Origin of the sequence: Micromonospora zhanjiangensis (assembly GCF_042650605.1) — a bacterium.
GTDB lineage: Bacteria > Actinomycetota > Actinomycetes > Mycobacteriales > Micromonosporaceae > Micromonospora_J > Micromonospora_J zhanjiangensis.
This window is the reverse complement of the sequence record NZ_JBHSBN010000042.1, coordinates 1-20,847: the sequence shown is the minus strand read 5'-3', so window position 1 is coordinate 20,847 and position 20,847 is coordinate 1. Positions and strand designations below refer to the sequence as shown.

The window sequence follows — 20,847 nt, the reverse complement described above, 5'->3', positions numbered from 1 at the left end:
GTCACCCCGCGATCCGTACGGTCGTGGTCGCACCCCAGATCGCCAGCGACAGGAAGAAGTCGACGATGTTGACCGCGACGATGGACAGCCGTACCGCCCGGCCGACGGCGACCCCGACCCCGGCCGGGCCGCCGCTGGCGGTGTAGCCGTAGTAGCAGTGGGTGAGCACCACGATGACGCTGAAGACCAGCACCTTCCCGAACGACCAGAGCACGTCGCCGGGCGGCAGGAACAGGTGGAAGTAGTAGTCGTAGGTGCCGGCCGACTGGCCGAAGTAGACGACCGCGATGGTCCGGGTGGCCAGGTAGCTCGACAGCAGGCCCACCACGTACAGCGGGATCACCGCGAGGAAGCCGGCGATCATGCGGGTGGTGACCAGGAACGGCAGCGACGGCACCGCCATCACCTCGAGCGCGTCGACCTCCTCGGAGATCCGCATCGCGCCGAGCTGCGCGGTGAAGCCGCAGCCGACGGTGGCCGACAGGGCGAGCGCCGCGACCAGCGGGGAGATCTCCCGGGTGTTGAAGTAGGCGGAGATGAACCCGGTGAAGGCGCTGCTGCCGATCTGGTTCAGCGACTGGTAGCCCTGCAGGCCGACCTCGGTGCCGGTGAAGAAGGTGAGGAAGCAGATCACTCCGACCGTGCCGCCGGCCACCGCGAGCGCCCCGGAGCCGAAGCTGACCTCGGCCAGCAGCCGGACCACCTCGCGCCGGTAGCGGGTCACCGCGCGCGGCGCCCAGGCCACCGCGCGCAGGTAGAAGGTCAACTGCCCGCCGAGCTGGTCCAGGCCGCGCAGCACCGCCATCTCAGGCACCCTTCTGCGGTACGACCTGGAAGTACACGGCGGTGAGCACGAAGTTGACCGCGAACAGCAGCATGAAGGTGATCACCACGCTCTGGTTCACCGCGTCGCCCACCCCCTTCGGGCCGCCCCGCGCGGTCATCCCCTTGTAGCTGGCCACCAGGGCGGCCACCGCGCCGAACAGCAGCGCCTTGAGCTCGCCGACGACCAGGTCCGGCAGCTGACCGAGTGCCTGGAAGCTGGCCAGGTACGCCCCCGGCGTACCGCCCTGCACGAGCACGTTGAACACGTAACCGCCGGCCACCCCGACCACGTTGACCAGGCCGTTGAGCAGGACGGCGACCAGCATGGTGGCGACCACCCGGGGGACCACCAACCGGCGGATCGGGTCGATGCCGAGCACCTGCATGGCGTCCAGCTCCTCGCGGATCTTCCGGGCGCCGAGGTCGGCGCAGATCGCCGAACCCCCCGCCCCGGCGATGATCAGCGCGGTGACGATCGGGCCCGCCTCGCGGACCACGGCCAGCACCGAGGCGGCCCCGGTGAACGACTGGGCGCCGAGCTGGCGTACCAGGGAACCGAGCTGCAGCGCGATGACCGCGCCGAACGGGATCGACACCAGGGCGGCCGGCAGGATCGAGACCGAGCTGATGAACCAGGCCTGCCGGACGAACTCGGCGACCTGGAACGGCCGGCGGGGCAGCCCGGCGAGCGCGTCCAGGCAGAACGCGAAGAACTCGCCGGACTGGCGCAGGGCGCCGGTGGGGGAGACCCTCATCGGCTCACCTCGCGGCTGTGCAGCCCGTCGTAGTCGGGCGGGGGACCGAAGTCGGCGGTCTGATCCATGGCGGTCTGATCCATGGCGGTCTGATCCATGGCGTCGCGGCGCGTCCAGCCGATCTCCCGCTCCGGCGCGTCGGCGAACGAACCGGGCGGCGGGGTGACCCCGTTTTCCCGGCACCACTGGCCGGCCGGTCGCTCGGACCGGCGCGGCAGGCCGTCCGACGGGCGCAGCTGGGCCGCGATCGGTGGCAGCGGCGGCAGGTCCACACCGGACTCCGCCTCGGCCCGCAGCTCCTCGGCGTCCTTCTCCTCGGCCATCCCGATCGGGCCGACCCGCTGGGCGTTGAGGAACTGCCGGACCACCGGCTCGGTGCTGGACAGCAGCATCTCCCGGGGGCCGAACATGGCCAGGTGCCCGTGGTAGATCAGGCCGATGTTGTCCGGCACGGTACGGGCCGTGTTGATGTCGTGCGTGACGATCAGGAACGTCGCGTCGGTGCGCTGGTTCAGGTCGATGATCAGTTGGTTCAGGTAGGCGGTCCGGACCGGGTCCAGCCCGGAGTCCGGTTCGTCGAACAGGATGATCTCCGGGTCGAGCACCAGCGCCCGGGCCAGACCGGCCCGCTTGCGCATCCCGCCGGAGATCTCACCGGGCAGCTTCTTCTCCGCCCCGGTCAGCCCGACCAGCTCCAACTTCTCCTCGACGATGGCCCTGACCTGGGACTCCGGCTTGCGGGTGTGCTCGCGCAGCGGGAACGCCACGTTGTCGTAGATGTTCATCGAGCCGAACAGCGCGCCGTCCTGGAACAGCACCCCGAACAACCGGCGGACCTCGTACAGTGCGCGTTCGGACAGCCGCGGCAGGTCACGGTCGCCGATCCAGATCGACCCACGGTCCGGCCGCAGCAACCCGACCAGGGTCTTCAGGAACACCGACTTGCCGGTGCCGGACGGCCCGAGCAGCACCGAGATCTCGCCCGCCGGCAGGGTCAGGCTCACGTCCGACCAGACCGGCTGGCCGCCGAAGGACTTGGTCAGCCCCTCCACGCGCACCTCGACGCCCATCCGCACTCCCGTCCGCAGCCGTTACCGGTGACATCGGGGCGACCAGGGCGGGTGTAACAGAAAATCTTTCCGTAACGTTCCGGTCACGGGGGGTGCATTGGTGTGAACGGGTCCGGCGGACTACGGTTCGGGGCATCCCCCGCCCGACCGAAGGTGTCCCCTGACCCCATGACCGCAGCTTCCGAGGCTGACCTCGTCAGCCGGGCCGTACGACGCGACCCGGACGCGACCGAGGCGCTGCTCACCCAGGTGCGTCCCGGCGTGGTGCGGTACTGCCGGGCCCGGCTCGGCCGGGTCGGTGGGGCGTTCGCCACCGCCGACGACGTCGCCCAGGAGGTGTGTCTGGCCGTGTTGAACGCCCTGCCCCGCTACCGTGACCAGGGCCGCCCGTTCACCGCTTTCGTGTACGGCATCGCCGCGCACAAGGTGGCCGACGCGCAGCGGGCCGCCGTGCGGGCACCGGCGCTCAGCGTCGCCGACACGCTGGTGGACCGGCCGGACGCGGCACCCGGGCCGGAGCAGCAGGCGGTTTCCACCGACCTGGCCCGCCGGTTGTCCGCGCTGCTGGACCGGCTCACCGACACCCAGCGCGAGATCATCCTGCTCCGGGTCGCGGTCGGGCTCTCGGCCGACGAGGTCGGCACGGTGGTCGGCATGTCCGCACCCGCCGTCCGGGTCGCCCAGTCCCGGGCCCTGGCCCGGCTGCGCAGCATCGCCGGTGACGCCCTCGACGAAGGCAGGGCGGCATGACCGAGCGCGAACCCGACCTGGTGACCATGCTGGCCGACGACGAGCTGCTGGACGCCCTGGGCCGCGGCGGGTCGGCCGCGACGGACGAACCGGTGGCGACCCTGCTGGCCGCCTGGCGCGCGGACCTGGACGACGACCTGCCGACGCCGGGCGCCGGGCACCCGGACACCGGCCACCCGGGTGCCGGCGCGGTCGGCGTGGTCGCCGACCCCGGTCCGGCCACCGCCGGCCGGGGCGGCCCGTCGACCGCCGGCCCGACCGGGCCCGGACGGCACGGCCGGCGGACCGGTGGCCGGCGCCGGCCACCCCGCTGGGCGATCGTCACCGCGGTGGCGGCGGCCGCCTTCGGGCTGGTCGGGGTCGGCGCGCAGCACGCCGGACCGGGCAACCCGCTGTGGCCGGTGACCCGGACGGTCTTCCCCGAGCGGGCCGACGTACGGTCCGCCGAGGAGGCCATCGCGCTCGCCCGTACGGCCCTGGGGGCCGGTCGGTACGACGACGCGCAGAGTCACCTCGACGACGCCGCCGGACATCTGGCCCGGGTACACGACCCGGCCGCCGCGGCCCGGCTCCGGCAGGACATCGACGACGTCCGGCGCACCCTGACCGATGTGGCGCCGTCGCGACCCCGGCCGTCGGACGTGGTCCCGTCGCCGAGCGCGGCACCCACCCGGGGCACCCGGTCCCCGGTGCCCGGCGGGCCGGCGCCCGGCGCCTCCGGTTCACCGCCGGCGGCCGGCCCGTCGCCGCTGCTGCCGTCGTTGCTGCCGAATCTGCCACCGTTGCTGCCCGGCGCGTCGCCGTCAGCCACCCCGAGCCCGACGAAGTCCCCGAGGGACTGCTGGCTGATCTGCATCTTCGGCTGACCGGACGACGACGGCCGACTCCCGCGGTACGGAGTCGGCCGTCGGATACCGGTTCGCTCAGCGCGGCGGTGGCCGAGGGTCAGCCGATGAAGCCTTCCTGCTTCATCCAGTCGGCGGTCACCTGGGCCACCGACTCACCCTTGACGTCCACCCGCTCGTTGAGCTTGCGCAGCGTGTCGTTGTCCAGCTTGGCGGCGATCGGGTCGAGCACCGAGGCCAGCGACGGGTACTTCGCGGCGGTGTCCTTGTTGAGGGTCAGCGCCGGGTTGTAGATCGGGAAGAAGTGCTTGTCGTCCTCCAGCGGCACCAGCTTGAGGTTGCTGATCCGGCCGTCGGTGACGTACACCTCGCCGAAGTTGCAGGACTCGCCCTTCTTGGTCTCGTTGTAGACCACTCCGACGTCCATCACCTTGCGGTTCGCCGCCGGCACGTTCATCCCGTACGTCTTGGCCACGCCGTTCCAGCCGTCGTTGCGGGAGCTGAACTCGGTCTCGAAGCAGAACGTCGCCTGGTCCGGGTTCTTCTTGACGAAGGCGGCCAGGTCGGACAGGGTCTTGAGGTTCCACTCCTTGGCCTTGTCCTCGCGCACCGCCAGCGCGTACGTGTTGTTGGCCGGCGCGATGGCCCCCCAGACGACCCCGTTCTTCTCCTTGTCCTCCTTGGCCACCGCCTCGTACTGCCGCTGCGAGTCGGCGATCGGGTCGGTGTGGCCCAGGTAGGTGATCCAGCCGGTGCCGGTGTACTCCCAGTAGGCGTTGACCTCGCCGGCGAGCATCGCCTTGCGGACGTTGACCGAGCCCTTGATGTTGGTCTTGTCCACCACGTTCGCGCCGGCGGCCTTGAGGGCCAACATGGCGATGTGGCCGAGGACGATGTTCTCGGTGAACTCCTTCGACCCGATGGCGATGCTCTGGCCGGCCAGTGCCTCGTCCTTCTGGATCGAACCCTTGCCGACCGAGACGTCCTCGCCGCCGGCCTCGGTGGTGACCGAGCAGCCGGTGAGGGCCAGCGCGACGACGGCCGTGCCGGCGGCGAGCCGGGTGAGGGGTGTTCGGGTGCGCATGTCTGCCTTCCGTGGCGTCGTGGTCCGACGCCGGGTTGGGTGCGGGATGTGACCTCGACGGGTGGTCGAGGCCGGTTCAGTCGATGCCGCGCGGGCGCAGCAGGTCGGTGAGGATGGCGCCGAGCCAGTCCAGGGCCAGGGCCAGCGCCGCGGTCAGCACCGCGCCGGTGATCAGCACGGTGTCGCGCTGCAGCGTGATGCCGGTGACGATCAGGCCGCCGAGCCCGCCGGCGTTGATGAAGGTGGCCAGCGTCGCGGTGCCGACCGCGAAGACCAGCGCGGTCCGCATCCCGGCCAGGATCACCGGTACGGCCAGCGGCAGCTCCACCCTGCCCAGGATGGCCAGCGGCGACATGCCGATGCCGCGGCCGGCCTCGATCAGGTGCCGGTCGACCTGGTTCAGCCCGACGATGGTGTTGCGCAGCACCGGCAGCACCGCGTACGCCACCAGCCCGATCAACGCCGTGCCGGCGCCGATGCCGAGCCAGATGCTCAGCAGCACCAGCAGCCCGATCGCCGGGGTGGCCTGCCCGAGGTTGGCCACCGTGGTGGCGGCCGGGGCCAGCCAGCGCAGCGCCGGCCGGGTGAGCAGGATCCCGCCGCCGATCGCGATGACCACCACCAGCACGGTGGTCAGGGCACTGAGCGACAAATGCTGCCCGGTCACCCGCAGCAGGGTGTCGGCGTTGAGCGACCGCCGTTCGATGTCGTCCAGGTCCTGCGAGCCGACGTACGCCCAGGTGGCCAGCAGCCCGGCGGCGATCACGACGGGCATCGCGAGGTGCCGGCGGAGCATGCCGTGCCAGCGCGACGGCAGCGCCACCGGCCGGTCGGTGACGGTGGTCGCGGTCATCGCGGCCCCCCGCCGTCCAGCGGCACCTGCACACCGTTGACCGTCCGGTCGCCGTCGGTACGGGCGGCCGGCACGACCGGTGCGGGGACGATGTCGGCGACGGCCCGGTTGTGGTTCCGCTCGGCCTCGCGCATGTCGCTGATCGCCTTCATCAGGCTCTCGATGCTGACGATGCCGCGGTAGCGGCCGGCCTCGTCCACCACCACCGCGGAGCCGCAGCTGGAGCCGAGCATGGCGTCCAGCGCGTCGTGCAGGGTGGTCTGCGGCTCGACGGTGGTCGCCGCGATGCCGACGCCGTCCAGGTTGTCGTGTCGCGGCGTGAGGTCGCTCGGGGTGATCCAGCGCTGCGGCCGGCGCTCGGCGTCGGTGGTGAGCACCGCCCACTCGCCGGAGGTCTCCAGCCGGTTGAGCACCGAGGCGGGCGACTCGTCCAGCCGGACCAGCTCCGCGTCCTCCTGGTCGACGGCCTCGACCTTGCGCAGGTTGAGCTGCTTGAGCGAGGCGCCGGCGCCGATGAACCGCGCGACGGTCTCGTCGGCCGGGTTCGCCAGCAAATGCTCGGGCGTGTCGAACTGGCGGATCCGGGAGCGCTCGCCGAGGACGGCGATCCGACTGCCCATCTTGATCGCCTCGTCGAAGTCGTGCGTGACGAAGACGATCGTCTTCTGGAGCTTCTCCTGCAGCCGGAGGAACTCGTTCTGCAGCTTCTCCCGGGTCAGCGGGTCGGTGGCGCCGAACGGCTCGTCCATCAGCATTACCGGCGGGTCGGCGGCGAGCGCCCGGGCCACCCCGACGCGCTGCTGCTGGCCGCCGGAGAGCTGGCGGGGCAGCCGGTGCCGGTACTGGGCCGGGTCGAGACCGACCAGGTCGAGCAGTTCGTCCACCCGGTCCTCGATCCGCCGGCGGTCCCAGCCGAGCATCTTCGGCACCAGGCCCACGTTGGTGGCCACGCTCATGTGCGGGAAGAGGCCGACCTGCTGGATGACGTAGCCGATCCGTCGGCGCAGCTCGGTGGCGTCCAGCGCGGTGACGTCCGCGCCGTCGACCAGGATCCGGCCGCCGGTCGGCTCGATCAGCCGGTTGATCATCTTCATGGTGGTGGTCTTGCCGCAGCCGGACGGGCCCACCAGCACGACGATCTCACCCCGGTGGATGCGCATGGACACGTTCTCCACCGCGGGGGCCTTCTGTCCGCGGTAGGACTTGCTGACCTGCTGCAGGTCGATCATGACATCGTCGGTCATCGCGGACCTTCCTTGCTGGTTGCGGAGACGGTGGCGGGGGCACCGGGGGTGGCGGCGGCCGCCGCGACGGCCAGGCTGGCGTCGGCGGTCGGGTTCGTGGCGGTCGGTCCGGCGGCGCCGGACCGGCGCTCCAGCGCCTCGGCGCGCCGGCCGACCCGGGTGAACCGGCCGAGCAGCCACAGCAGGCCGTCGGCGACGAGCGCCAGCAGGGCCACGCCGACGGTGCCGACCAGCGCCTGGTTGAGTGAGTTGGCGCCGCCGAGGTTGGCCAGCCCGCCGTAGATCTGGTGCCCCAGTCCGGGGCCACCGACGTACGCGGCGATGGCCGCGATGCCCATGGTCACCTGGGTGGAGACCCGGATTCCGGCGAGGATCACCGGCCAGGCCAACGGGATCTCCACGGTGGTCAGCGTGCGGATCCGGCCCATGCCGATGCCGCGGGCGGCCTCGGTCAGCGCGGGGTCGATCTCACTCAGCCCGACGACGGTGTTGCGGATGATCGGCAGCAGGGCGTACAGGGTCAGTGCCACCAGGGCGGGGACGTAGCCCAGCCCGAGTGGCGTGATCAGCAGACCGAGCAGGGCGAACGACGGGATGGTCATGACGGTGGCCGCGACCGCGACGGCGATCGACCGGTGGCGCCGATTCCGGTAGGTGGCGATGCCGGTCAGGACTCCGATGACGGTCGCGAGCGCGACCGCGACCAGCACGATGGTGGTGTGCTCCAGAGCTTGGGCGACCAGCAGCTCACGGCGGCTTTCCAGGAACTCGAACAGGGTCATCTGTCACCTCCTCCTGGCAGCTCGTGACGGAAGCGGCGCGCCTGTGCCAGGAAAGAACCGGGCGTCCGCCGGGACGGCTATGACATAACGGGCGGACTCCTGAAAGCAACCTGAGAGCCGCGAAAATCATCAAGGCGGTTGGATTTGTCACAAGCCTGGATGACTCGCTACGCCCCTCGGTGTGGCAGGCGCCCCCTACCGGTGGCGGGTCTGCTCAGCGTCAGAACATGTATACATGCAATCATTGGATGGTGCCACGTTACTGTCCGTACCCGGGGTCCCTCGGGGTGGCCCCGATCACCCCATCCGGGCCGTCTCCCCGGCCCGCCGAGGCCGCCGGTCGGGGACCGAGGTGACCCCGCAGCCGGCCCCGGACGGCCTCCCGCCCGGCGCACACCCGGCCGCCGACGGGCTGGCCGAGGTGGTGGACGCGCTCGCGGCGCTGAGTCGGATCCTGGTCGGCATCACGGCCCGGAGCCTGAACATGCTCGACATCGACCTGACGCTGTCCCAGTACCGGATCGTGGTGCTGCTCGCCGCCCGCGGCCCGCAGCGCACCGTCGACCTGGCCCGGGAGTTGGCCCTGCACCCCTCGACGGTGACCCGCACCTGTGACCGGCTGATCCGTCGTGGCCTGCTGACCCGCCAGCACCGGCAACCGGACCGGCGGGTGGCCTGGCTGGCGCTGAGCGAGTCGGGCAAGGACCTGATCGGCGAGGTGATGCGGCGCCGCCACGCCGAGATCCGGCGACTGGTCGACGCCGTGCCGATCGAGGACCCGACCGAGGTGACCGGGGTGCTCGACGCCGTCGTCACCGCCGCCGGGGACCTCCCGGAGACCCAGTGGTGGCAACGCTGGATCGAGTCCACCCTCGACGCGGGCTGAGCGGCGCACCGGTGCGGGGCCGGTCCGGGCGGGTCTGCGCCGGCGTGTTCCGCTGGCCGTTTCTTGCCGTCCCGGGTCAGGCCGCGGTGCAGGGCACCGGCCGGCGGGTGCGGGCGGGCGTCCGGTCGGTACCGGGCTTCGGGATTCGCCGAGCCGCCCGCGGGGCAAGAGGCAGCCGACGGTGTGTCACAGCCACGACCGGCGTCGACCCGTGGTCGCCGCCGGACCCGCCCGAGGCCGGAACCACCGGTGGTCGGGCCGTGTGAGGAGACTGAAGCGGTGCAGACGTGGATGCAACTGGCCCTGGTCGGCGTTCTGGTGATCGTCAACGCGGCGTTCTCCGGCAGCGAGATGGCGCTGGTCTCGCTGCGGGAGAGCCAGCTGCAGCGGTTGGAACGGCGCAGCCGGGCCGGTCGGGTGCTGGCCAGGTTGGCCAAGGACCCGAACCGTTTCCTCGCCACCATCCAGATCGGCATCACCCTGGCCGGGTTCCTCGCCTCGGCGGCCGCGGCGGTGTCCCTCGCCCGGCCGCTGGTGTCGCTGCTGGCGGTGCTCGGCACCGCCGCCGAGCCGGTCGCCATCGTGCTGGTCACGTTGGCGCTGACCTTCGTCACCCTGGTCTTCGGCGAGCTGGCCCCGAAGCGGATCGCCATGCAGCGCGCGGAACGCTGGGCCCTGGTGGTGGCCCGCCCGCTGGACCTGCTGGCCAGCCTGTCCCGACCGGCGGTGTGGGCGCTCGGCGTGACCACCGACCTGGTGGTCCGGCTCGCCGGGGTGGACCCGAAACCGCAACGGGACGAGATCAGCCCGGACGAGTTGCGGGACATCGTCTCCGGACATCACGGGCTGACCCTGGAACAGCAGACCATCATCGCCGGCGCGGTCGAGATCGCCGAGCGGCGGCTGCGGGCCGTGCTGGTGCCCCGGCTGCAGGTCTTCTGCCTGGACAGCGGGACCTCGGCCGAGGCGGCCCGGATCGTGCTGGCCGCCTCCGGCAACTCCCGGGCCCCGGTGGTCCGGCACGGCATGCTCGACGACGCGGTCGGCGTGGTGCACCTGCGGGACCTGGTCGGCGTGCCGGACGACCGGCCGATCGACGACTACGCCCGACCGCCGATGCTGCTGCCGGACTCGTTGCCGGTGGTCGAGGCGCTGCGCCAGTTCAAGACCGAACGGCAGCACATCGCCCTGGTGGTCGACGAGCGCGGCGCGGTGGACGGCATCGTGACCCTGGAGGACGTGCTGGAGGAGATCGTCGGGGAGATCTACGACGAGACCGACCGGGACGTCCGCGGGGTACGCACCGAGCCCGACGGCGCGCTGCTGCTGCCCGGCACCTTCCCGATCCACGACCTGCCCGACATCGGCATCGAGCTGCCGGGCCGGCCGGCCGGCGACTACACCACGGTCGCCGGCCTGATCCTGTCCGTCCTCGGCCGGATCCCGTCCGACGCCGGGGAGACGGTGGCCATCGACGGCTGCGTGTTCGAGGTGCTGGAGGTGGCGCACCACGCCATCGTCCGGGTACGGCTGCGCCGTACCGCCCCGCCGGCTCCCGACCCGGAACCGGCCCTGGACACCGCCACCGGCTGACCGGGCCCGGCGTCCCCACCGGCTGCCGGCGAGCCGGTGGGGACGCCGGTCGGGTCGGGTCAGCGCAGGGCCAGCCGGGCCGGTGGCACGCTGGCCAGCAGGGCGAGCAGCAGGCAGACGCCCACCACGGACAGCGGCACCGGCCAGGGCACCACCAGCGGCACCGCCGTACCGACCTGCTCGGCCAGCCCGGCCCGCATGCCGAGCAGCGCCGGCAGCGAGACCAGCAGCCCGAGCCCGGTGCCGATGGCCACCACCAGGGCCGACTCGACCGCCACCGGTCGCAGCACCTGCGCCGTGGTGGCCCCGGACAGCCGCAGCACGCGCAGATCCGCCCGGCGCGCGGCCGTCGCCATCAGCAGCGTGTTCGCCACCGCGATCGCGGCGTAGCCGGCCGACACGGCGATCAGGAGCACCGTGAAGATCCACACCAGTCGGTCGTCCTCGGCGTCCCGCGCCGCCGCCCAGGCACCGACGTCGGTGACCCGGGCCCCGAGTTCCGGCGGCACCGGCCCCGCCGGCCCGCCGGTCAGCAGCACCGCCTCGGTCAGCGCGGACGGATCGTGGGCGCGGACCGTCGCGCGGTCCAGCAGCAACTCGGCCGGTGCCGTGCCGTCGGCGACCAGCGCCGTCACCCGCAGCTCGGTGGCCCGCCCGTCGGCGAAGGTCACCGTGGCGACCGTACCGGTGCGCCAGCCGAGCCGGGCCGCGGTGCCGGCGGCGACGGCGACGCCGCCGGGACCGGCGAGCCCGCCCTCGGTCACCTCGATCCCGCCGCGCGGCCGGTGCGGGTCCATCCCGGCCGCGGTGACCGGTCGGGTGCCGACGTAACCGACGGTGGGCAACAACGCCGCCCCGGACACCGCCGCCACGGCCGCGTCCGACAGGCCCGGCGTACCGTCCGGGACGAGCACCGCGGCGGCGCCGCTGCGCGCGCCCCGACCCGCCGCGTACGCGCCCGCCGAGGTCTGCACCAGCCCGGTCACCAGCACCGCGAAGCCGACCGTGAGCAGCACCGGGGCCGCCGTCGACGCGGTCCGCCGCGGATTGGCCAGCACGTTGCCCCGAGCCAGCAGCACGGTCGCGCCACCACCGGGCAGCCGGCGCAACGGCCGGCACACCGCCCGGACCACCGGCCCCACCACCACCGGGGCGAGCAGGCTCAACCCGACGATCAGCGCCATCGCGGCGTACAGGCTGCTGGTGGCCAGGTCCCGCAGATCGCCGCCGACGTGCGCGACCGCCAGCCCGAGCCCGCCGGCGGTGGCCAGCCCGCCGGTGATCCAGCGCGCCCGGCCGAGCGGCCGTTCGTCCACCGCGGCGGTCCGCAGCGCCGCGAGCGGCGAGGTCCGGGACATCCGGCGGGCCGTCGAGGCGGCACCCAGCAGCCCGACCAGCACCCCGCCGGCGACCGCCACGGCCGGCGGCCAGAGCGGGAGGCGCACGGTGAAACCGGCCGGTTCGATCCCCACGTCCACCAGCACGTCACCGAGCACCGTGGCGAGCACCGCGCCCACCGGGGCACCCAGCGCGCCGGCGCCGACGGCGATCACCGCGGCCTCGGCGTACAGCATCCGGCGGACCTGCCGGCCGGTGGCGCCGACCGCCCGCAGCAGCCCCACCTCCCGGCGCCGGCCGGACACCGCGAAGGCGAACGTGGCCGCCACCACGAAGATCGACACGAAGCCGGTCAGGGCCGCGACGGCGGTCAGCACCTGCAACCCGATCCACCGGGTCCGCGCGTCGGAGCGGGGTTCGGTCTCGGCCCGCGCGGCGCCGCTGAGCACCGTACCCGCGTCGCCGACCACGGACCGGGCCGCGGCGGCCACCTCGCCCGCCCGGGCGTCCGGCCGCAGCACCAGCCCGATCACCCGAACCCCGGGCGCCAACCCGGCGGCCGCCGCGTCACTGAGATGGAAGCCGGGCCCGTCGGTGGTCCCGCAGACGGTGTACGGGGTGGGCCCGGCCGCCGTCAGCAGGGTCACCCGGTCACCGGGGCGCAGCCCGAGCCCCCGGTCCACGACCACCTGGTCGGCACGCTCCGGAGCGGTCCCGGCCACCAGCCGGTACGGCGACAGGCCGAGGCTGGCCCAGCCGTGTCCCTGCGGCACGCCCGGCTCCGGCGCACCCACCGGCCGCCCGTCGCGGACCGCCTGGACGTAGAACGACCGGTCCGGCACGGCGGCGGCCACCCCGGGCAACGCGCCGAGCCGCGTCACGAGGTCAGCTGCCTGCTCCGGTGACCACGGCCGGCTTTCCCGGAAGGTGTCCGTGTCCGGGGCGGCCGCGGGGCTGCGCACCAGCACCGCCGCGGCGGCGTACCGGTCCGGCGTCCGTGGCGTCGCGGAGAGCAGCAGCAGCGCGGACATCGACACCAGCGCCACCGCGAGCGCGAGCGCGACGAACGTACCGACCAGCGACGCCCACCGTTCGCGCAGCCCCGCCCAGGTCAGCACGTCGCCTCCAGCCGGGTCATCCGGGCCGCGACCGACTCGGCGGTCAGGCCGCCACCGAGGTCGTCGGCCACCCGGCCGTCGGCCAGCAGCAGCACCCGGTCGGCGTAGGTCGCGGCGACCGGGTCGTGGGTGACCATCACCACGGTCTGGCCACGCTCGTCCACGGTCGACCGCAGCAACTCCAGCACCTGCCGAGAGGTCCGGGTGTCCAGCGCCCCGGTCGGTTCGTCGGCGAACAGCACCGCCGGCCCGGTCACCGACGAAGCGTCGTCGACCCGGACCGCGCGGCGCGCGAGCGCCGCCGTCACCCTCGACGGACGACGGCCCGCGCCGGGAGATCGACACAGGTTCAGCGCCCGGGCGATCGCCACCCGCTGCTGCTCGCCGCCGGACAACTCACCGGGCCGGTGCCCGCCCCGGCCGGTCAGGCCCACCGCGGCCAGCGCCGCCGCCACCCGGTCGGGGTCCGGCCGCCGGCCGGCCAGCCGCTCCGGCAACCCGATGTTCTGCGCGGCGGTCAACGCGGAGACCAGGTTGAACGCCTGGAACACGAAGCCCACCCGGTCCCGGCGCAGCAGCGTGAGACCCGTGTCGTCCAACCCGCCCAGGTCGGTGCCGCCGATGCTGACCGTACCGGCGGTGGGCCGGTCCAGACCGGCGGCGCAGTGCAACAGGGTGGACTTGCCCGAGCCGGACGGGCCCATCACGGCCGTGAACGTCCCCGCGGCGAAGTCCACGCTCACCTCGTCCAGCGCGGTCACCGGCCCGGCGCTCGTTTGGTACACCCTCGACACCGATCGCAGCGCGACCGAAACTGTCGTCGTCATGCCGGATACGGTCGCCGGAACCGGCCGCCCGGCACATCGGACCGGGGCCGGGACCTGTCGGCCCGACCCCGGGCGGACCCGCCGCCGGTCCGTGCCGGCACATCGGACCGGGGGATGACCGCCCCCGGGTGGACGCGCGGTGCCGACCCGAGCGGTTACCGTCGTGCCGTGACCGCTTCCGTGCCCGGTCGGCCGGCCCGCCGTCTGCCGCGCGGTGCCGAGCGGGTCGTCCTCGACGTCGTCGCGGCCGTCGCCGTGGTGCTGCTCTGCGGGTACGCCGGGTCCGACCGGCCGACCCCGCTGCCGGTCTGGCAGTACGGGTCGCTGGCCGTGCTGATCGGTGCGCCGCTGGCGGTACGCCGCCGCTGGCCGGTCGGCGTGTTCGTGGTGGTGTCCGCCGGTGCCACCGTGGCCCTCGCCACCCGGGTGATCCCCGCGTTCGCGGCCGCCGCGCCGTACGCGGCCGTCGCGCTGGCGTTGTACCAGGTGGCGGCGGCCCTGCCGCGACGCCGGTCGCTGCCCCCGCTGGCGGTCAGCCTGCTCGGCACCGCCGCCGTCGGGGTGCTGCTGCCCCCGGACCAGGGCGACCTCGTCAGCGGCGTCGGCTTCGGCTGGTTGCTGACCGGCGGGGTGTGGATGTTCGGCCGGACGGTACGGGGCCGGCGGGCGGACGCGGCGCGGGCGGCCGAGCAGCGGGCCCGGCAGGCGGTCACCGACGAGCGGCTGCGGATCGCCCGGGAGTTGCACGACGGGGTGGCGCACAGCATGAGCCTCATCGCGGTCAAGGCGGCGATCGCCAACCACGTCGCGGAACAGCGCCCGGCCGAGGTCCGGGACGCGCTGCGGATCATCGAGTCGACCAGCCGCGACGCGCTGACCGAGATGCGGCGCACCCTGGGCGTGCTGCGCTCGGGGGAGCCGGGTCCGGTCGAGCTGGACCCGACGCCGGGACTGGCCGACCTGCCGCGGCTGGTCGACCGCGCCGCCGCCGCCGGAGTCCGGGTCGACCTCGACGTACGCGGTGTCGACGGGTTGCCCGAGGGCGTCGCGCTGGCCGCGTACCGCATCGTCCAGGAGGCGCTGACCAACGTGGTGCGGCACGCCGGACCGGCCCGCTGCCGGGTCACCGTCGCGGTGGAGTCGGAGGTGCTGCGGATCGAGGTCACCGACGACGGTGCCGGCGACCGTACCGGCGGGAACGGCGGGTCGGACGGACACGGCCTGATCGGCATGCGGGAGCGGGCCGCGCTGTTCGGCGGCAGCCTCACCGCCGGGCCCGAGCCGGCCGGCGGGTTCGCCGTCCGCGCCCGGGTGCCCCTGGCCGCCACCGCCACGACCGGGTCGTCCGCCGCCACCGCCCGGACCGCCGGCGACGACGGCCCGGAGGCGACGCGGTGACCGGTCCCGGCGCGGCGGGCGCACCGGTCCGGGTGCTGATCGCCGACGACCAGGCACTGCTGCGCGGCAGTTTCCGGGTGCTCGTCGACACCAGCCCGGACCTGGCCACCGTCGGCGAGGCCGCCGACGGCGCCGAGGCGGTGGACCTGGCCCGGACGCTGCGTCCGGACGTGGTGCTGATGGACGTACGGATGCCCGGCGTCGACGGCATCGAGGCGACCCGCCGGATCTGCGGTCCCGCCGGAACCGGCGGCGTGCGGGTGCTCATCCTCACCACCTTCGACCTGGACGAGTACGTCTACGCGGCGCTACGGGCCGGGGCCAGCGGATTCCTGCTCAAGGACACCCCGCCGGCCGACCTGCTGGCGGCCGTGCGGACCGTGGCGACCGGCGAGGCGCTGCTCGCGCCGACGGTGACCCGACGGCTGATCGCCGAGTTCGTCCGCCGGCCCCAACCGGCCCGCCCGGTCGACCGGCGGTTGACCGGGGTGACCGACCGGGAGCGGGAGGTGCTGACCCTGATCGCCCGCGGGCTGTCCAACCAGGAGATCGCCGGGCACCTGCGGCTGAGCATGGCGACCGTGAAGACCCACGTCGGCCGGCTGCTGGACAAGCTGGCCGCCCGCGACCGCGCCCAACTGGTCATCGCGGCGTACGAGTCCGGCCTGGTCACGGTCGCGCCACCGGGCTGACCCGGCGGCACCGACCCGACGTGGGACCGAGTCGACCCGGCGGGTCCGGTCCGGTCCGACGGACCGGACCGGACCGGCCCGGCGGGCCCGGGCCGCGCGGAGCCGGACCGGCCCGGGCCGCCGCCGGTCGTGCTCAACCGGCTTGCCGGTCCGCGCCACCGGGCAGCGGGAGGTCGGGCACCGGTGGGTCGAGCCGCAGCTCGGCCAGCGGCACCTCGAACCCGCCGTGGCGCAACAACCGGGCCAGCGCGGAGACCAGCCAGGGCCCCGCGGCCTCCCGGTCCGGTCCGATCAGCCGGCCGTACCAGTGCGGTGCGACCACCAAACCGCGGATCCGCAACCGTCCGTGCGGCCCGCCGGGGCACACGACGATGTCGACCACCCGGCCCAACCGTCGCCCGGACCGGTCGAAGGCGGTCCGCCCGAGCAGCTCAGCGGCCCGCACGGCCGGCTCCCGGGATCCGGTTGATCACATGCCGGCGCAGCCAGCACTCCAGCGCCGGCTGTGGCAACCGGTCGCCGGGGCAGGACAACCGCACCGCGCTGCCCACCTCCCGGACCAGGTGGAACGGGATCCCCGTGGTGCGCGGCGGCAGTCGCGGCGCCAACCGGGTGGCGACGGCGACCAGCAGCCGGCCGAGCCCTCCGCCGAGCCGCCGGCCGAGGGCGACCTGGCCCACCAGCAGCGTCCCGACGTACGGCACGCCGTCGTCGTCCACGCCGAACCCGATGTCGGCCACGTTGCCGACGATCAGGCCGGACCGGTCCACGATCTGCCGGTCCAGCAGTTGCCGGGACAGCCGCAACGTCATCCGCCACCCCCGGCGAGGACCAGCAGCGGCACCGCCGCCACCGCCGCCACCACCAGGACGACCAGGAACACCGTGCCGAGCAGGTTGGCCAGCCGGCCGTTGACCCGGTCGCCCAGATAGTCGCGGTCGTTGGCCACCACCAGGATCGGCAGATAGGTCAGCGGCAGGACCACGGCGTTGAGCACCAGCATGTAGATGGTCAGCCGGATCGGGTCGACCATGGTCAACAGCACCACGGTCCCCAGCAGGACGCTGACCAGCACCACGGTGTGGAACCGGGCCGCCTGCCGGGGCGGGACGAACTTCCCCCACTGCCAGCCGAAGTACTGCGCCGTGCTGTACCCGGTGGCCAGCCCCACCTCCAGCGCCGCGCCGAAGGTGGCGGCGAAGAAGCCGAGGATCGCCACCGCCAGCCCGATCCGCCCGAACGCCACCGCCGCCGGCCGGGCCACCTGGTCGAACGTGGTGACGTCCGCACCCGTCGGATGGAACAGCACCGCCGCGGTGGCCATCAGGGACAGCCCCAGCAGCCCGCCGACGGCGAACCCGACCAGCGCGTTGGCCCGCTCGGTGGCCAGGTCGGCGCCCGTCCACCGTTCCTCGATCGCCCCGGAGGAGAAGAACAACACCTCGTACGGGCTGACCGCGGACGCGAACAGCGCCACCGCGAGATACCAGTACCGCACCCCGTCCGGTGCCGGCCGGACCGCCTGACCGAGCAGCGCCGACCAGTCCGTCGGCAGCTTGACCAGGGCGACCGTGAAGACCACGAGGGCCAGCCCGGCGATGCCGAACACCTTCTCCATGATCGAGAAGCGCAGCCGCCACAGCACCAGCCAGACCGCGAACCCGGCCACCGGGACCCAGATCAGATACGGCACGCCGCTGGCCAGCTGGAGCGCCAACGCCACCCCGCCGATCTCCGCGGCCAGGGTCAACACCGTCACCAGGTACGACCCGGCCAGGTTGGCCAGCGCCACCCGAGGGCCGAGCCGGGCGCGGACCAGGTCGAAGGTGGCCCGCCCGCTGACCACCGCCACCCGGCCGGACATCTCCGCGTACACGCAGATGCAGAGCACACCGAGCACCACCACCCAGGCCTGCCGCATGCCGTAACGGGCCCCCGCCTGGCTGTTGGCGACCAGGTCACCGACGTCGACGAAGCCGCCCACGGCGGTCAGGATGCCGAGCGTGACGGTGAAGATCCTCTTCATGACCCTGCCAGCCACCGGGGAGCCGGTCGCGCCCATCAGGAGCGACATTATCGGCGGCCGGCCGGGGCGTCCGGCGAATCTGTCCTCCCGCCCGGATCGGCCGCGCCCCTCGGGTTGCCCCTACCGACCGGGCCGGCTACCGACCGGGCCGGCCGGAGGGCTCCCGGCTACCGGCGGGGTGTGGTTCACCGGCCCAGCGTCTCCGGCGACGGCGTGTTGTGCAGCCGTACCTGGCCCCGGGAGACCAGCCGGGACCGCTCGTCGGTGATCTCGACCTGCCACAGCTGCTGGCTGCGACCCCGGTGGATCGGGGTCGCCACGGCGGTCAGTTCGCCCTCCCGGACGGCGCGCAGGAAGTCGGTCTGGTTCGACACCCCGACCACCCCGCCCCGGTCGGCGAACCAGATCGCCGCCCCGGTGCTGGCCGCCGTCTCCACCACCGACGCGTACACGCCGCCGTGCTGGATGCCGTACGGCTGGTGCAGCTCCGGGCGGCACTGCCAGCGGATCACCACCCGATCGGCCGAGACCTCGTCGAACTTCAGCCCCAGCAGAGCGACGAATCCGCCGGTCAGGTCGGGCATCTCCACGCTGGCCTCCTCCAGATGATGATCCACCGGCCAGCGTAGCCAGCCGGCCCGCCGGGCGTACCGGTGGATCCGACCCCGCGCCGGACGCGGCCCGGCGCCGACGCCGCTGCGCCGACCGGGCCGGCCGGCGTCGCCTGGAGTCGGGCCGGCTGGCGGCGTCCGGACCGCGCCGGCCGGGAAACCGGGTACGGGTCGTCGCCGGCCATGGGGGAGAATCCCCACGTGACCGATAGCAGCCTCCTGCCCGCCGGCCCGACCGCCGGCGGCGAATCCCTGCTCGATGATCTTCAGTGGCGGGGCCTGATCCAGGACACCACCGGCCTCGACGAGCTGCGCCGGCATTTGGCCGGCGGACCGGTGCGGTTCTACGTCGGCTTCGACCCGACCGCGCCGAGCCTGCACGTCGGTCATCTGATGCAGGTGTTGACCGCCCGGCGGCTCCAGCTCGCCGGGTTGGTCCCGTTACTGCTGGTGGGCGGGGCGACCGGGCAGATCGGCGACCCCAAGGAAAACGCCGAGCGCTCGCTCAACCCACCAGAGGTGGTGGCCGGCTGGGTGGACCGGATCCGCGACCAGCTCGCGCCGTTCGTCAGCTTCACCAATGACAACGCCGCCCGGGCGGTCAACAACCTGGACTGGACCGGTCCCATGTCGGTGGTCGAGTTCCTCCGCGACGTCGGCAAGCACTTCCCGGTGAACAAGATGCTCGCCCGCGAGGTGGTCAAGGCCCGCCTGGAGAGCGGGATCAGCTTCACCGAGTTCAGCTACCAGTTGCTGCAGGCCAACGACTTCTTCGAGCTGTACCGCCGGGAGGGCTGCACGCTGCAGTTCGGCGGCTCGGACCAGTGGGGCAACATCACCGCCGGGGTGGACTACGTCCGCCGGCGCGGCGCGGGGCCGGTGCACGCCTTCGTCACCCCACTGGTGACCAAGTCCGACGGCACCAAGTTTGGCAAGACCGAGGGCGGCGCCGTCTGGCTCGACCCCACCATGACCAGCCCGTACGCCTTCTACCAGTTCTGGGTCAACGTCGACGACCGGGACGTCGGACGGTACCTGCGGTACTTCAGCTTCCGCTCCCGGGAGGAGATCGAGGAGCTGGAGAAGGCCACCGCCGAGCGGCCGGCCGCCCGGCTCGCCCAGCGTGCGCTCGCCGAGGAGCTGACCGCCCTGGTGCACGGACCGGAGGAGTCCCGCCAGGCGGTCACCGCCAGCCAGGCCCTGTTCGGCCGGGGTTCGCTCGCCGAACTCTCCGCGCCGACGTTGCACGCCGCACTGTCCGAGGCCGGCCTGGTACGCCTGACCGAGCTGCCCACCGTGGCGGTGCTGTTCAAGGAGGCCGGTCTGGTCGGCAGCCTCAACGAGGCGCGCCGGGCGATCACCGAGGGCGGCGCGTACGTCAACAACGAACGGGTCTCCGACGCCGCGGCCACGCCGTCGGCGGACAGCCTGCTGCACGGGCGGTACCTGGTGCTGCGCCGAGGCAAGCGCACCTTCGCCGGGGTGGAACTGGCCGACTGACCACGCGCGGCGTTCCGCTCCGCCCGGGCTCCGCCCGGTGTGACGCGGAACGCGCCCGGTCGATTTGACGCTGCACCGGCCGGACGCGTAACTTTCTCTCTGCCCGCGGGGAACGGACGAACGACGCGAACAGCGCGACAGGCCGGAACGCGGGAGTTCCCACCGACGTCAGCGGGCGACCGCCGGCGCCGGACCGGGAACCGGGCGGGGTGGGACACAGTCGGTCAGCGGGCCGATTTGGTCTCACGGGGCCGACCGAGTAGGGTTGCACGGCCAGCAGGGCACCGGGCGAGTGAGCGGTTCAATCCGCGCGGCCGGCCTGCTCATCCACGAAGACGCACGAGGCTGACGCTTCGAGCATCATCGTGGGACGGACGGAGCGAAGCGCGTCGGACCGGAACCCCGGTTTGACGAGGCGGGAAACGGTCCGGTAAGGTAGTACGAGTGCCCGCCGGAAGCGGCGGGGACAAAAGCGGTACGAACAAAGCCCCGGATGGTGGCCCGGTTTTCGGGTTGGTTGTCTGGTGTGTGTTTGTTCTTTGAGAACTCAACAGGGTGCTTGATAAGCCAGTGCCAATTGTTTTATACCCCGTGTCGGGTCGGCATTTTTTGCTGGTTCGGCTGGGATTCCTTTGGCAACATTTTTGTTG

Annotated in this window: 20 protein-coding genes; 7 read left to right on the top strand and 13 right to left on the bottom strand. The window is 73.3% G+C overall.

The features are described 5' to 3' along the window. Nucleotide 1: 1 nt before the first annotated feature. Genes ACFOX0_RS31655 through ACFOX0_RS31645 form a run of 3 tightly spaced genes read right to left on the bottom strand, consistent with a single transcriptional unit; the run spans nt 2 to nt 2,650 of the window. The gene (locus tag ACFOX0_RS31655) at nt 2-805 is read right to left on the bottom strand and encodes an MlaE family ABC transporter permease (RefSeq protein ID WP_377552922.1); all 804 of its coding nucleotides are present in this window, start codon (nt 803-805) and stop codon (nt 2-4) included. A gap of 1 nt (nt 806) precedes the next feature. Further along, on the bottom strand, nt 807-1,580 hold the full coding sequence (locus ACFOX0_RS31650) for an MlaE family ABC transporter permease (protein ID WP_377552887.1): 774 nt from the start codon (nt 1,578-1,580) through the stop codon (nt 807-809). Then, nucleotides 1,577-2,650, bottom strand: a complete 1,074-nt coding sequence (locus ACFOX0_RS31645; RefSeq protein ID WP_377552885.1) for an ABC transporter ATP-binding protein — start codon at nt 2,648-2,650, stop codon at nt 1,577-1,579. Before ACFOX0_RS31645 ends, ACFOX0_RS31650 begins: the two co-directional genes overlap by 4 nt. Nucleotides 2,651-2,818: 168 nt before the next feature. On the opposite strand from ACFOX0_RS31645, the gene shbA reads away from it, so the two are divergent. Together shbA and ACFOX0_RS31635 are read left to right on the top strand one after the other, a co-directional pair. After that, on the top strand, nt 2,819-3,400 hold the full coding sequence (gene shbA, locus ACFOX0_RS31640) for an RNA polymerase sigma factor ShbA (protein ID WP_377552883.1): 582 nt from the start codon (nt 2,819-2,821) through the stop codon (nt 3,398-3,400). Continuing rightward, nucleotides 3,397-4,266, top strand: a complete 870-nt coding sequence (locus ACFOX0_RS31635) for a hypothetical protein (protein ID WP_377552881.1) — start codon at nt 3,397-3,399, stop codon at nt 4,264-4,266. The genes shbA and ACFOX0_RS31635 overlap by 4 nt, the downstream gene beginning before the upstream one ends. A gap of 79 nt (nt 4,267-4,345) precedes the next feature. On the opposite strand, the gene ACFOX0_RS31630 is transcribed toward ACFOX0_RS31635, so the two are convergent. The 4 genes from ACFOX0_RS31630 to ACFOX0_RS31615 form a co-directional block, all read right to left on the bottom strand. Then, nucleotides 4,346-5,329: a glycine betaine ABC transporter substrate-binding protein gene (locus tag ACFOX0_RS31630; RefSeq protein WP_377552879.1), complete on the bottom strand. Its 984-nt coding sequence runs from the start codon at nt 5,327-5,329 to the stop codon at nt 4,346-4,348. Nucleotides 5,330-5,405: 76 nt separating this feature from the next. Then, nucleotides 5,406-6,182 carry an ABC transporter permease gene (locus ACFOX0_RS31625; protein ID WP_377552877.1) on the bottom strand — a complete coding sequence of 259 codons (777 nt, stop codon included), beginning with the start codon at nt 6,180-6,182 and terminating at the stop codon, nt 5,406-5,408. Then, nucleotides 6,179-7,426 (bottom strand): betaine/proline/choline family ABC transporter ATP-binding protein, encoded by a 1,248-nt coding sequence (locus ACFOX0_RS31620; protein WP_377552875.1) that lies wholly within the window; start codon nt 7,424-7,426, stop codon nt 6,179-6,181. The genes ACFOX0_RS31625 and ACFOX0_RS31620 overlap by 4 nt, the downstream gene beginning before the upstream one ends. Further along, nucleotides 7,423-8,208 carry an ABC transporter permease gene (locus ACFOX0_RS31615; protein WP_377552873.1) on the bottom strand — a complete coding sequence of 262 codons (786 nt, stop codon included), beginning with the start codon at nt 8,206-8,208 and terminating at the stop codon, nt 7,423-7,425. Before ACFOX0_RS31615 ends, ACFOX0_RS31620 begins: the two co-directional genes overlap by 4 nt. Before the next feature lie 412 nt (nt 8,209-8,620). Here ACFOX0_RS31615 and ACFOX0_RS31610 point away from each other — a divergent pair, with 412 nt between their 5' ends. Beyond that, the gene (locus tag ACFOX0_RS31610) at nt 8,621-9,094 is read left to right on the top strand and encodes a MarR family winged helix-turn-helix transcriptional regulator (protein ID WP_377552920.1); all 474 of its coding nucleotides are present in this window, start codon (nt 8,621-8,623) and stop codon (nt 9,092-9,094) included. A gap of 291 nt (nt 9,095-9,385) precedes the next feature. Next, complete coding sequence (locus ACFOX0_RS31605; RefSeq protein WP_377552918.1) at nt 9,386-10,687, top strand: hemolysin family protein; 1,302 nt, start codon at nt 9,386-9,388, stop codon at nt 10,685-10,687. Between the two features lie 59 nt (nt 10,688-10,746). Here ACFOX0_RS31605 and ACFOX0_RS31600 read toward each other — a convergent pair whose 3' ends face one another. Further along, nucleotides 10,747-13,143, bottom strand: a complete 2,397-nt coding sequence (locus ACFOX0_RS31600; protein WP_377552871.1) for an ABC transporter permease — start codon at nt 13,141-13,143, stop codon at nt 10,747-10,749. After that, nucleotides 13,137-13,970: an ABC transporter ATP-binding protein gene (locus ACFOX0_RS31595; protein WP_377552869.1), complete on the bottom strand. Its 834-nt coding sequence runs from the start codon at nt 13,968-13,970 to the stop codon at nt 13,137-13,139. Before ACFOX0_RS31595 ends, ACFOX0_RS31600 begins: the two co-directional genes overlap by 7 nt. A gap of 168 nt (nt 13,971-14,138) precedes the next feature. Between ACFOX0_RS31595 and ACFOX0_RS31590 the strand changes: the two genes are divergently transcribed. Both ACFOX0_RS31590 and ACFOX0_RS31585 read left to right on the top strand, forming a co-directional pair. After that, complete coding sequence (locus tag ACFOX0_RS31590) at nt 14,139-15,368, top strand: sensor histidine kinase (RefSeq protein WP_377552867.1); 1,230 nt, start codon at nt 14,139-14,141, stop codon at nt 15,366-15,368. Next, on the top strand, nt 15,365-16,060 hold the full coding sequence (locus tag ACFOX0_RS31585; RefSeq protein ID WP_377552865.1) for a response regulator: 696 nt from the start codon (nt 15,365-15,367) through the stop codon (nt 16,058-16,060). Before ACFOX0_RS31590 ends, ACFOX0_RS31585 begins: the two co-directional genes overlap by 4 nt. Before the next feature lie 133 nt (nt 16,061-16,193). Here ACFOX0_RS31585 and ACFOX0_RS31580 read toward each other — a convergent pair whose 3' ends face one another. The 4 genes from ACFOX0_RS31580 to ACFOX0_RS31565 form a co-directional block, all read right to left on the bottom strand. Next, nucleotides 16,194-16,505, bottom strand: a complete 312-nt coding sequence (locus ACFOX0_RS31580) for a PRC-barrel domain containing protein (protein WP_377552863.1) — start codon at nt 16,503-16,505, stop codon at nt 16,194-16,196. Then, a complete protein-coding gene (locus ACFOX0_RS31575) occupies nt 16,492-16,872 on the bottom strand; it encodes a hypothetical protein (RefSeq protein ID WP_377552862.1) in 381 nt (126 codons plus the stop codon). The genes ACFOX0_RS31580 and ACFOX0_RS31575 overlap by 14 nt, the downstream gene beginning before the upstream one ends. Further along, nucleotides 16,869-18,086 (bottom strand): NRAMP family divalent metal transporter, encoded by a 1,218-nt coding sequence (locus tag ACFOX0_RS31570; RefSeq protein WP_377552860.1) that lies wholly within the window; start codon nt 18,084-18,086, stop codon nt 16,869-16,871. The genes ACFOX0_RS31575 and ACFOX0_RS31570 overlap by 4 nt, the downstream gene beginning before the upstream one ends. Nucleotides 18,087-18,271: 185 nt before the next feature. Then, a complete protein-coding gene (locus ACFOX0_RS31565) occupies nt 18,272-18,670 on the bottom strand; it encodes a PaaI family thioesterase (RefSeq protein ID WP_377552916.1) in 399 nt (132 codons plus the stop codon). A gap of 246 nt (nt 18,671-18,916) precedes the next feature. Between ACFOX0_RS31565 and tyrS the strand changes: the two genes are divergently transcribed. Further along, nucleotides 18,917-20,197 carry a tyrosine--tRNA ligase gene (gene tyrS / locus ACFOX0_RS31560; RefSeq protein ID WP_377552914.1) on the top strand — a complete coding sequence of 427 codons (1,281 nt, stop codon included), beginning with the start codon at nt 18,917-18,919 and terminating at the stop codon, nt 20,195-20,197. The last annotated feature ends 650 nt before the right edge of the window (nt 20,198-20,847 follow it).